The sequence below is a fragment of the Erwinia psidii genome (assembly GCF_003846135.1).
In the GTDB taxonomy this organism is placed as follows: Bacteria; Pseudomonadota; Gammaproteobacteria; order Enterobacterales; family Enterobacteriaceae; genus Erwinia; species Erwinia psidii.
On record NZ_RHHM01000026.1, the window covers coordinates 1 to 11,619 of the forward strand.

The 11,619-nt window shown below is 45.5% G+C and carries 13 protein-coding genes, 1 tRNA gene and 1 pseudogene; 6 read left to right on the forward strand and 9 right to left on the reverse strand.

All coding sequences use genetic code 11. The annotated features are described in order from the left end of the window. Positions 1-107: 107 nt before the first annotated feature. From EB241_RS20440 to EB241_RS20450, 3 genes are all read right to left on the reverse strand, one after another. Entirely contained in the window at positions 108-794 is a 687-nt protein-coding gene (locus EB241_RS20440; protein WP_233592666.1) for a hypothetical protein, read from the reverse strand. A gap of 315 nt (positions 795-1,109) precedes the next feature. Then, the gene (locus EB241_RS20445; protein ID WP_124234900.1) at positions 1,110-1,433 is read right to left on the reverse strand and encodes a helix-turn-helix domain-containing protein; all 324 of its coding nucleotides are present in this window, start codon (positions 1,431-1,433) and stop codon (positions 1,110-1,112) included. Further along, positions 1,417-1,776, reverse strand: coding sequence for a type II toxin-antitoxin system RelE/ParE family toxin (locus EB241_RS20450; RefSeq protein ID WP_124234901.1), 360 nt, complete (start codon positions 1,774-1,776; stop codon positions 1,417-1,419). The genes EB241_RS20445 and EB241_RS20450 overlap by 17 nt, the downstream gene beginning before the upstream one ends. Positions 1,777-2,777: 1,001 nt before the next feature. Between EB241_RS20450 and EB241_RS20460 the strand changes: the two genes are divergently transcribed. Genes EB241_RS20460 through EB241_RS20470 form a run of 3 tightly spaced genes read left to right on the forward strand, consistent with a single transcriptional unit; the run spans position 2,778 to position 4,952 of the window. Continuing rightward, on the forward strand, positions 2,778-3,656 hold the full coding sequence (locus tag EB241_RS20460) for an integrase domain-containing protein (protein WP_124234902.1): 879 nt from the start codon (positions 2,778-2,780) through the stop codon (positions 3,654-3,656). A gap of 2 nt (positions 3,657-3,658) precedes the next feature. Further along, entirely contained in the window at positions 3,659-3,880 is a 222-nt protein-coding gene (locus EB241_RS20465; protein ID WP_124234903.1) for a helix-turn-helix transcriptional regulator, read from the forward strand. Beyond that, entirely contained in the window at positions 3,873-4,952 is a 1,080-nt protein-coding gene (locus tag EB241_RS20470; RefSeq protein ID WP_124234904.1) for a helicase RepA family protein, read from the forward strand. The genes EB241_RS20465 and EB241_RS20470 overlap by 8 nt, the downstream gene beginning before the upstream one ends. 164 nt (positions 4,953-5,116) lie before the next feature. Here EB241_RS20470 and EB241_RS20475 read toward each other — a convergent pair whose 3' ends face one another. Then, a complete protein-coding gene (locus EB241_RS20475; RefSeq protein ID WP_124234905.1) occupies positions 5,117-5,410 on the reverse strand; it encodes a helix-turn-helix domain-containing protein in 294 nt (97 codons plus the stop codon). A 117-nt stretch (positions 5,411-5,527) separates the two neighbouring features. Here EB241_RS20475 and EB241_RS20480 point away from each other — a divergent pair, with 117 nt between their 5' ends. Both EB241_RS20480 and EB241_RS20485 read left to right on the forward strand, forming a co-directional pair. Continuing rightward, positions 5,528-5,788 (forward strand): helix-turn-helix transcriptional regulator, encoded by a 261-nt coding sequence (locus tag EB241_RS20480; protein ID WP_124234906.1) that lies wholly within the window; start codon positions 5,528-5,530, stop codon positions 5,786-5,788. A gap of 231 nt (positions 5,789-6,019) precedes the next feature. Further along, the gene (locus tag EB241_RS20485) at positions 6,020-6,832 is read left to right on the forward strand and encodes a hypothetical protein (protein WP_124234907.1); all 813 of its coding nucleotides are present in this window, start codon (positions 6,020-6,022) and stop codon (positions 6,830-6,832) included. 199 nt (positions 6,833-7,031) lie between these two features. On the opposite strand, the gene EB241_RS20490 is transcribed toward EB241_RS20485, so the two are convergent. The 3 genes from EB241_RS20490 to EB241_RS20500 all read right to left on the reverse strand — a co-directional run bounded on the left by EB241_RS20490 (position 7,032) and on the right by EB241_RS20500 (position 9,076). Continuing rightward, positions 7,032-8,204 carry an SH3 domain-containing protein gene (locus EB241_RS20490; protein WP_124234908.1) on the reverse strand — a complete coding sequence of 391 codons (1,173 nt, stop codon included), beginning with the start codon at positions 8,202-8,204 and terminating at the stop codon, positions 7,032-7,034. Positions 8,205-8,552: 348 nt separating this feature from the next. Beyond that, positions 8,553-8,816: a DUF2442 domain-containing protein gene (locus EB241_RS20495; protein ID WP_124234909.1), complete on the reverse strand. Its 264-nt coding sequence runs from the start codon at positions 8,814-8,816 to the stop codon at positions 8,553-8,555. Further along, positions 8,813-9,076 (reverse strand): helix-turn-helix domain-containing protein, encoded by a 264-nt coding sequence (locus EB241_RS20500; RefSeq protein WP_124234910.1) that lies wholly within the window; start codon positions 9,074-9,076, stop codon positions 8,813-8,815. Before EB241_RS20500 ends, EB241_RS20495 begins: the two co-directional genes overlap by 4 nt. 118 nt (positions 9,077-9,194) lie before the next feature. On the opposite strand from EB241_RS20500, the gene EB241_RS20505 reads away from it, so the two are divergent. Further along, a complete protein-coding gene (locus EB241_RS20505) occupies positions 9,195-9,449 on the forward strand; it encodes a helix-turn-helix transcriptional regulator (protein ID WP_124234911.1) in 255 nt (84 codons plus the stop codon). A gap of 73 nt (positions 9,450-9,522) precedes the next feature. Here the strand turns inward: EB241_RS20505 and EB241_RS20510 are convergent. Together EB241_RS20510 and EB241_RS20515 are read right to left on the reverse strand one after the other, a co-directional pair. Beyond that, positions 9,523-10,779 (reverse strand): annotated as a pseudogene (locus EB241_RS20510) (tyrosine-type recombinase/integrase). A 206-nt stretch (positions 10,780-10,985) separates the two neighbouring features. Then, positions 10,986-11,070: transfer RNA gene (locus EB241_RS20515), tRNA-Leu, on the reverse strand. Positions 11,071-11,619: the final 549 nt, after the last annotated feature.

Sequence of the window (11,619 nt, forward strand, 5' to 3'; positions counted from 1 at the left end):
CATCACGGGATATTACAGCCAGCTCAGACCTCATCAATATAATGGAGGTCTGACGCCGAATGAATCAGAGCGATTGTTCTGGAAAAACTCTAAAACCGTGGCCAGTTTTAGTTGACCACTACACACCGCTGCTCAAATGCCGATCGTGCAGCTTTCGAATGATGATTGGCTAAAGAGATAGAATTCCCGGAGTTGGCTGCGCCTTCAATATGGCGTGCAATTCTTGGGAGGATATCGCTACGTGTCAATTGATTGAGATTAAAGAAATTAAATGACCTTTGACCTAATGGAAATAAAGCCAAGGAGCTTATAAGCGTTAAGAACGTTCCCATTGCATAAACGAAGATACCGGGTTCAAATCCGAACAAGTGCAGAGCCGTAGCGCTGAGGCAGAAAACAGCCGAAAATACCAAAAACTGCGAATAAACACTACCAACCTGTTCAGTAGTGAGTAGTTGTATAATGTCCCGCCTGAGTCTGGTGTAACCAGTACTTAGTATGATGCCAATTGTAGCGAAGTATATAGAAAATATAGCTGTAAGCAGCTGTGCATATAGTCTGAGCTGATCGATATTAAACTTTTTGTCATCAGCACTAAGCGGATGAAGTAAGGCCATGTTGCTTCGAACATAATCCTCTACGAAACCCAGAAGAGATAATGTCAATGCTACCCAGAATAAACTATTTAAGCTAATCCACGCAAAAGTTCCAAGAATGCGAGTGTTTTCCTTCGCCTTAGAAGCATACGCGCGACGTTTGTACGCGCTACGTTCAAAGAGAAAACCAACTTTCAAAAGCCTAGTTCTTAACTTCCAAAACCAAGATTGAGAAATCAGCCAGATCCTTATTATATAAATCAAGAAACACCTTCCTTTTCGGCCATCCACACAACATAAAATTGCGCGTCGTGAAGATTAACAGAACCATGAAAAATATATTTAGAATACTGTATTCACATGAATTTTAGAATTAAATAATTCATTATTAAAATTCCAGAATTTATCTCATGTAAAATGAGCGACTAACCTGTTCCCGTAAATGAATGCATCGTTATATTAGTAATGTCATTTTTTGGCATTAAGCGCCCTGTAAAAGCCAGTACAACTAAATCAAATCAACACCTTCAACCCATGCTTCTGCACCACGGTAAGTAGTTTCAGCGATAACCCACTTGGGCGTTTTACGCCGCTTTCCCATTTCTGCACCGTTGACACACTAGTATTTAGGTAGCTGGCAAAAACCGGCTGACTGACGTTTAGCTTCTCGCGCAGCGCCTTAATCTCGATGGGCTGCAGATCGTCCACGTTATTAAGGCACGCTTTATCAAAGTTGCGCATCGTTTCCTGTGGGATGGCATCAACGCTGCATAATCCAGAAGCCGCGCTGTGGATGGCCTCAAATGCAGGACTCTTGAATTTACTTTTTGCAGTCATGGCAAATCTCCACCAGTTCTTTACTCTTAATCAGTGCCGTAATCTTTTCATCAGCAAGGGCAGCGTAGTGCTTTGCCAACTCGCGGAATCCGGCCAATTCGCGATTATCAATGTTTGCCATATCCTGTTTGGCATAAAGGAACGTGTAAAACCAGTGATCTCCGCCTTTTGCCAGGATAATGGCGCGATCGCGATTCTGGTTCAGCCGTTTCTTGTAAACTCCCCCACCGAGGTCGTCAGCCTTACCTTGCATCGCCGCCTCAATAGCCTCGCATAACTCACTATCTTTAATAGCGTGAGATTTAGCCGCCTTGCTGAACCATTTTGTTTTGAATACGCGCATCAGGCTGACATCCTGTTACCTTGACTATAGCACCTGGTGCTAGATTACTCTCTTTTCTCACCAGTGCAAAGTACTTGAAGACGAGATAATTTTGCCGTATTTTTAACCACGTATATCCGCTGTCAACGACAGCCAGCCAATGTTTCCAGTATCAGGATGATACGAGTGACCTGAGAGAAACGCCTTCGGGTGGTCACGAGCCAAAGTCATATGGAATGGAGTGTGGTCTGAGACTGACGCCTTCGGGCGACCACTAAGAAAGTTGTCGAAGCCTGAAAGACAACGCTGGATTAGCGGTAAACCTGCTCACCTTTGAAAGCAGGTATCGTCAACAAAAACGCACCTATGACGTGACGATGAAGGTTCCTTAAACCCAAGAGACGGCTAATAACGAGCGTTTCCTCGCCGATCGGCATTAGCTGTAAAGAATGCTGTATTCGGTCTTCTCCTCAGTGAATGAGTTGCTGCAAGCAAGGCTATAGGCTTTTGCCTGCGGGATAGCAATATCATCACTCACTTAACGACAGGTACATCCCGTACTGACAGGTTTTCTGCACCTCAATTCTGGCACGAATTAAACGCTGCTGGCTGCGCCTTGCTATGCCGTCAGGCATCTGCATGCGCCTGCCCTGCTGCGTGCTAATACGTGGCGTCACTTTTTGCGTGTTAACGCATGAAAGTGACGCCGCAGCACGAACCAACCTCAGCCTTTGAGGCAAGCAACTTCACTCAACGAGCCATGAATCTGACACACAAGTTCGGAAACCGAACTGACTACTTTTTACAGGAGAGTTGAACCGATACCGAGGCAGGCCAACGGCCTGAGGGGATACCTGCATCGCAGGAGGCTGCACAGAGTGCATTACCGACACCCCACAATACCTCAACTGCTGCCAGCTCTGGCGCACAGGTATCGTTCAGGCAGGTCAATATCGATTGTTTCTGCCATTCAGCCCATGCGCCAGAGAAATGCAGCTCGTTGAAATTGAGAGAAGTTCGCTATGAGTAAATTAAGTCATGAAATGAAAATGCTGGCTAAGCAAGTCGGCGGCAGCTTTAAAACCGTTCATGATCGTACCCGTATCATTGACCGATTTTGTCGCCATCTGATGGCGCTGAATATCCAGGTTCGTGATATTCAGCATCTGAAAACTAAACATATCGAGAGCTATATTGCCGATCGCCAGGCAACAGGTATCGCTGTTCGTACTCTGCATAACGACATGTCGGCGTTGCGCACGGTGTTTCGGCTGGCTGCCAGGGAAAAGCTCGTTACATCAACTCGTCTGACGAATAAAGCGTTGGGATTAAGCGGAGCAAGCCGCGCAGGTACAAAATTCGCGATTCCAGATGAGCGATTCCACGCCGTATTGCGAAGCGCGCAACAGTATGATCAAGGGCTTGCCAGTGCCCTTCAGTTGGCCCGATTGCTGGGACTACGTTCACAGGAAGCAGTGCAATGCGCCAGTTCACTAAAAACATGGGAAAAGCAGCTTGAACGCAATCAATCAACTCTCACCATTGTTTTTGGCACTAAAGGCGGCAGGCCACGTGAAACGCGAATCATCGATCGTAATGCTATACAGCAGGCGGTAAAAGACGCTCTGCTGGTTGCTAAAACACGTAATGGCAAGCTGATCGATAAACCCAATTTAAAAACTGCCATGAACTTCTGGCGCTCACATACCACCCGGTTAGGACTCACCGGCCCTTATTCTCCACACAGCCTGCGCTACGCATGGGCTCAGGACGCTATCCGTTATTACCTGTCTCAAGGATTTTCCCACAGTGAAGCCAGGGCGCTGACGTCAATGGATCTCGGTCACGGTGATGGCCGGGGCCGGTACGTTGAACGCGTTTACACTAGGAAGGAGGATTAACTATGACGAATCTCAAGCTGTTGCGCTTATCGGATGTGATGAAAAAAACCGGCTTCAGGAAATCATGGATCTATCTTCTGATAAGCAAGGGCGATTTTCCTCCGGCGGTCAAAATCGGCTCCCGCTCTGTGGCATGGCTGGAAAGCGAAGTGAACGACTGGATTGCTGGGCGCATCGGCAAACGCGAGAGAATACAGCAAGCGGGGAAGCTAAACGATGAGTAAATTCGTAACGGATAATGAAGCAGAATTCAGAACCTCTCTCCCTCTGCGCAAAGGTTCTGACGGCTTTGACACCCGGCAGGACTACCTGATTAAAGGCTATTTGCCAGCCTCGTCCGTTGCCAGCGCTTACGGTGCCAGCGGATCTTACAAATCCTTCCTGGCTGTATCATGGGGATGCCATATCGCCACTGGCAAGCCCTGGGCCGGTAAATCAGTCACACAGGGAGCGGTCATTTATGTCGTCGGTGAAGGTGGCATCGGCGTTCCCCGCCGTATTCGGGCATGGGAGCAAACACTTAACGGCGGTAGCCCGATTGATGCGCTTTATCGCATCGATTGCCCAATCTTTCCTGCTAGTCTGGAGAGCGTACAACAGGTGATACAAGCGGCCAAAGATGTCAAAGCCGCAACCGATATGCCGATTCGCTTGATCATTCTGGATACCCTCGCCCGCTGCTTCGGTGGTTCAGACGAGAACGCCGCTAAAGACATGGGCGCATTCATCCAGGGATGTGATTATATCAAAGCGGCTACACAGGCTACGGTGCTAATTATTCACCACTCCGGCAAAGATCAGGATAAAGGCGCACGGGGTTCCAGCGCGTTCCGGGCTGCCTTGGACGTGGAGTTTAACGTGCGCCGTGAAGGTGACGGTGGCGCATTGATTCTCAGTTGCACCAAGATGAAGGATGCAGAAGAACCGCCACGTCGCGCCTATGACTTAAATTCCATCGCTCTGTATGTGGATGATGATGGTGACCAGATCACCTCGCTGGTGCTGAACGATGAAGGCCGCGAAGTAAAAGATAATTTAATCCTTAACGATCCCGATTTAGCTGGGGTTTCACGGCTAACGGAAAACCATGCTGCCTTATGGCAAGCTATTCGTTCGCGCACGGCCAACGGCGATAGTTGCACCCGTTCACTGGTTAGGGATGATATGAGGGCAATGGGATTCGACGTATCCAAAAAATTTACCCGCTGGCTGGATAAACTGGAAAAGGATGGTCTGATCGCTTTTGACGGGGAACGCATTGCGCCCTTGTCGCAACGAAATAAAGTGGGGGATTAAACGGGGATAAGTGGGGGTATTCTGACATCAGATTATGATATTCAACATATTTCCCCCACTTCCCCGATGTATATATAAGCTAAGTGGGGGATGATTTAACCACATAATAAATATAACTTTTTAAGCAAACAGGGAAACCTAGCGGGGGAGAAAATAGCCCATCATCAAGTGGGAATAAAATGAGGGATGCTTTCTACTCGACTGCCCTTTTCCGCTCTTGCCTTCCTGTCGAGTAATATTCCTGAATCATCAAAATAACGGCTGGGCCAGATTTCCGCAGGGTGCATGTTCAGCGCCTTTGCCACAATCCATTCTCCTTTCGGCCATGGACGCGAAAGCACATTGGCGAGCGTTGAAGAACTAAGCCCCGCAGAGCGCGATAACGCCGACATATTGGTTCCTTTCTTACGCAAAGCTGCAATGACATCCGCCTGATGCCAGTCTTTTTGTGGTGCCATAACTCTCTCCATTAAGGCCCGAGCAAACACATACACCATATACTAAGCATTACTTAGTATATTTTCAACAAGCGCAGATGAGAATCGTGACAGGACAAGTTAGAAATCAGGATTCTTATGTTACCTCATCGCTTAAAAGCCGCACGTTTAAAGGCTGGTCTATCACAGGAGCGGCTGGGGATTCTTGCTGGGATAGATGAAGCGACGGCCAGCGCTCGCATGAATCAGTATGAGCGTGGTATACACACCCCGGACTTTGAACTGGCCTGCCGGTTAGCATCAGTTATGGATATTCCCGCCTGCTATTTTTATGCCGTAGAAGACGATCTGGCGGAAATAATACTGGAGTATACAAATGCTCGTCAGTCAAGAGCATAATCTGTATTAGCTCAAACTTGACCTGACAGTTTTTGTTAATTGAACACAATCAAATCTGACAGTCTGGTTTGAGCGAGAAGCGGACATACTGAGTCAACAAGCGCTAATGACTATCGGTGCGCATTATAACCACAGGAAAGCTAACCATAAGCTGTTAACTGTAAGAATATGCAAAGGTTTTATGATATACCGATATACAATGTTAGGCTCAAAATCAAATGGATAATACTGATGAATATACCAACACCTTGGAGTTTAATAGGCAGAATACTGAAGTGGGTTTGGAATAGGGTCACTAGTTTTTGGTTGCTTAAAACTTATAAACAATCCCATGAATACAAAGTAAAAAATCTACGACTGGGTTCACATTGGGAAAAATTAGGGGAGAATCTTGAATATTCATTAAGACTGGCTAGTCCAGCCGATCATGAATCACTTAAATCAAAAGTAGCTTTTCGTACAACAAAAGGAATACTTAAAAGCGCGACACTATTCTTTGAAGCTTCAGGTAATGGTGTTCGTTATCAGCAAAAAATTGAGTTAGCTAACCTAGATGAAAATGTAATTATTGTTTCATTAGATCAAATCCCTAAGCAGGATCTAATTGAGGCATCCGATGAGGGCATATTTTTTTCTATAAATGAGATACGTTTTATTCAGTGTGTAGTAACACAAGCGGATGACTACCAATGCCAACCTTTTAATTCGAGAACATCACATCTTTCACATAATTGGTTACTGAACGATAAATGGGAGCATCGTTGGGGTTTTTTATGGAATTGTAATGCTATAGAGTATGCCAAATATGAAATCTCAGGGTATTGGAGGTGGAAGCTTGGCGAGTATCGTTATTTTTTATTTTTTCAATCCAAACCCGAAAGATTCTCAATACAATCTCAGTTCCGAAAATTACTTTGCAAAGTTTTGATTCATCCTTACATGTTAACTTTCCAGTTCTGGGTAGCTATTCACTCAGGATATTATAGACTGGGGGATGGGAAATTAATTCATAAAAATAATCAAGAGCCAAATGTGGTTGATTAACTCACAAGTGATTAACGCAAAGTTATTTTTTGTGCAGGACTACGCGCAGCCTATCCTGTTCTCTGTTCATATGCATATTGGTTGGTTACATACCTTTTCCTTACATAGCCGCAAACATAGGTTGGATTTAGTCAGCAATGAGTAATAAGCGGACTTAATCCTATAATCTTAAGCATGTCATGCCATATGATTCATTTAATTAGTAAATTTTTAGTGGTTTTGTATAACATCGGTTTATCCAACCATAGATTTGCTCTCCATTGGAAGATATTTGGACATAAATCCACTTTCTGTCACTTTTGTCTAAAACCGCAATGACAGAATATCTCCCAATCAATTCTATAACCTCACCTTGCATTGAGGGTTTATTGCGCAACCTAACATTATCAGTTGTGACAACTCTAAAATCCCTTAAAGTATCCCAATCAACATCACTATTTTTATTGGCAAGAAGTTCTTTCATATATACATTGATAGGTATTTCTTTAATTATCAAATCCCCAGCCTTGTTAAATAAATCAAGAACTTCTGTTTTCATAGCATCTTCTATTATAGGTAAAAAAACATGCGTTATAAAATAATATATCACCAACTGTAATGTCAGAGGTAACTCACGGAACTTCTTAATATATGAATTTTTATTTCTAAATTCTTCGAGCTTAGCGATCGCATCGGGTTCAATGTCATTTAAATGAGCAGTGTTTTGTGCGATGTATGCAGCACCTTTAGCTGTACGAGTGTAAATACTGGTTGTACTTATAATAACATTCAGATCTTCAGCACTAATGTTATCCAAAAAATTATCGGTTGATTTATATATTTCAGATATGAAGTTGAATTCACTTTTTCTTAAACCAAATTCACGAATCAGAGAACTGATTTCCGTACTGCCAGGTAGCAGGTCTTTATATCTCTGCGCTAATGATGTAATACTTTTCATACTGTCCGGCATGGCCACCTGGGATGCCAGCAGAGCACTGGTTGCCGTACTGCCAGGCAGCAGGTCTTTATATCTCTGCGCCAATGATGTAATACTTTTCATACTGTCCGGCATGGCCACCTGGGATGCCAGCAGAGCACTGGTTGCCGTACTGCCAGGTAGCAGGTCTTTATATCTCTGCGCCAATGATGTAATACTTTTCATACTGTCCGGCATGGCCAACAAAGTGCTGGTGACCTTATTATGGGGTACCAGAGAGTTGATTTTTTGCTCAATTGACTCAGTGCAGCCTTCCAGATCTTGGTGTAACCCGGAATGTTCCTGTTTGATAGAGTTCCCGATAGATGCCTTCTTATCTGCGGTAGCACGGGTTTTCAATATACTCTTATCTGTATCCAAAGATTGATCTGCCATAACTTGCTTTTTTTTCATTAATTATACTCTTTGACGGAGAACCCTATAACTTTTTATTAACATGCAGACATTGTATTTTAAAGAAAAATATCCCTTCATAGATCCAATGTAATAATATTTATTATAAATGAGATATTGTCATGTGTATTGTGTGTCTTTTTATGATAACAGACACGTAACGTATTTTAAATATTATTCGAAGAACTCATCGAGTTACTGCAACCAAAATCTATCGACTTCCGCTTCTGGCACAGAACTGCCTGTCAGATCAGGTTTGGCTCTGTGCCGTAACTGTGTCAGGTCTAGTCTGAGCTAATACACATAATCAATACATTAAAACGAGATATTCATATCGAATATCGTCATTTAACAATTAGTTACATCTCTGATAGCGCCCGCATATAGCGCCTCAATATCGATATCCTCATCAATCCCTTCCCAATGTATACCACCACCATCGTTAAGGGTGAAATGACCTCGCTGTTCTACCGTAGCGTGTTCCAGGCGAGGAAAATTTTTGAGTGGAATATTTAACTGCGCTCTTCCCTTAGCCTGTACATGTAGGTATTTATCTGAGAAATAAACAGTTACTGACGATTTATCAAATAACGGATTGCTCACCCTCTTCATTCAATTTTTTCCTTTATGCGCATTTTTCTGTCCTGTAGCGTACCAGAATCATCAAAATAACGACTGGGCCAGATTTTAGCAGGATGAACGCCCAGCGCCATTGATACAAGCCATTCCCCTTTCGGCCACGGACGAGAAAGTACATTGGCGAGTGTTGAAGAACTGAGCCCTGCGGAGCGCGATAACGCGGCCAGTGAAGTGCCTTTCTTATGCAAGGCAGCAATAATGTCTGCCTTATGCCAGTCATGATGCGGTGTCATACCTTCCTCCATTAAAATCTTGAGTAAACATACATACCAAATACTAAGTATTACTTAGTATATTTTCAAGACGCACAGATGAGAATCGCGGCAAGTCACGCAAGAAATTAGGATTCTCATGTTACCTCGTCGCTTAAAAGCTGCACGTTTAAAGGCTGGCCTGTCACAGGAACGACTGGGGATTCTTGCAGGAGTCGATGAAGCGACAGCGAGTGCCCGCATGAATCAATATGAGCGCGGTATACACACGCCGGACTTTGAACTGGCCTGTCGGTTAGCGTCGGTTATGAATATTCCCGCCTGCTATTTTTATGCGGTGGAAGACGATCTGGCGGAAATGATTATTGATTACTCTAAGGCGAAGAAAAATTAGTCACATAAGAAGTATTAGCTCCAGCCCCCCGCGAAAAGGGGCTGGAGCGGTGTAAAATCAGATGAGTAGTGGATCATATATTTCTAAACTCATACGGCACCACATACTCTTCCCGATTCGCATCCAGGTAATCCGCCCACCATTGCAGCATTAACCGCCGTTCTTCGATATGTTCAGCCTTATGAATATAAGCCGCCCGCACGCTATTGCGTTCCTGATGGCTCATCTGCCGCTCTACCGCATCCCGCGACCACTGCCCGGATTCAACCAGAGCGCTACAGGCCATTGTGCGGAAACCATGCCCGCACAGTTCGGTCGTGGTGTCATATCCCATAACCCGCAGCGCATTATTGACGGTGTTTTCACTCATCGGTTTAGTCGGGCGACGATCGCCGGGGAATATCAGTTCATGACCACCGCTGATGACCTTAATCTCTTTCAGCAGCGCCAAACCCTGACGGGAGAGCGGCACTAAGTGCTCAGTGCGCATCTTTGCACCGCGCTGCGAATGCTTCACGCCGGGAATGGCTTCACGTTCAGCCGGTATCGTCCACATAGCGCGTTTAAAGTCGATCTCAGTCCAGCGGGCAAAACGCAGTTCGCTGGAACGGATAAAAACGCACAGCGTGAACTTTAAAGCCAGTGTGGTTAACGTTCTCCCTTTATAGCTTTCAATCCTTGCCAGAAAATCCGGCAGCTTATCCAGCTTCAACGCCGGGCGATGAGTTGCCTTCGGCGGCGCTATCGCCCCGGAGAGATCCTGAGCGGGATTGCGTTCTATCAGATCGTTCTGCACCGCATAGCGCATAATATCGGTCACTCGCTGGCATAGCCGTGACGCTAAATCGAGATGGCCGTTTTGCTCCACCGCTTTCAACGGTTCCAGTAAATCTTTGGTTTTCAGATCCACAATGTGGCGATGCCCTATCGCTGGCAAGATATTGCGCTCCATATCGCGCCATACCCGTCCGGCATGGGTTTCTGACTAACGCTTTTGGCTGATGTTGCGATGCCAGTCTTTCGCCACTTTCTCAAAGGTAATCAGCGCGGCCTGCGCTTCTTCTTTTTCTTCTTCCCGTTTTTCTGCCGGGTTGATGCCATCGGCAAGCAGCAACCGCACCTCATCACGCTTTTCTCTGGCCTTCGCCAGCGAGATCAGCGGATAGGCACCGAAAGCAACCCGGCTCTCCTTACCTGCAAATCGGTACTTAAGATACCAGCGCTTAGAGCCGCCAGGGCTTATCAACAGATACAGACCATGTGCATCAGCGAGTTTGTAAGATTTCTCGCGGGGCCTGGCGGTGCGGGCTACAACGTCTGTCAGGGCCATAATTGGGGTCCACTCCTACCCGAAGTGAATTGCCCCCCAAATCATCTGGCTGTCAATGAACAAAAAAAGACCAGCGCGGATAAAACGAACAGATCAGGGGAGAAAAGAGATAACACTTAATATTCTAATAAACAATAAGATATGGACATTAATGGAAGATTATGGACACAAAAAAAGCCACCCATGGGTGACTGATTTTTCCACAATGGTGCCGAAGGCCGGACTCGAACCGGCACGTATTTCTACGGTTGATTTTGAATCAACTGCGTCTACCGATTTCGCCACTTCGGCACTGAAGGGGTGCGGAAAACGTTGGGGATTATACCGTGACTCCCTGCTTGCGCAACAACTATCCGCCATCTGTGGTGCAATTGCTGAAAAAAGCGTCGCCCTGCGCGTTCATTGAAATGTTCCCTGAACATTTTCACACTCAACGCAGATGCAACCGGCATTTCGCTCTCCCCGGCAGGCTTTCGTAACGTAATAGCGATCAACCTGTCATTATGCTGGTAGCAAAATATCCACAACATTAACTGCGCGAGAATGTGCTCTGATCTCCAGCTAAATAACTGCTTCTGATACCGCTACACTTTACGTAAGCCCTTTGGCACATGGGACTGCCCGCTTTCCACAACCAAAGCCGGTGCTATCAGCGCTTCAACGTTGTCGTCAGAATTAATGAAGCAATCACCACTTGTACCCAGTGATCTACTATTCGGAACTAATGAAATGGACACCTCCCTTTACCGGCTTCATTGAGCCATGCTGTAAGTGCAAACCAACAGCAAAATAAAGAGGTGCCCCGTGGAACAAATTATCGGAATTGATCTGGCAAAGCGA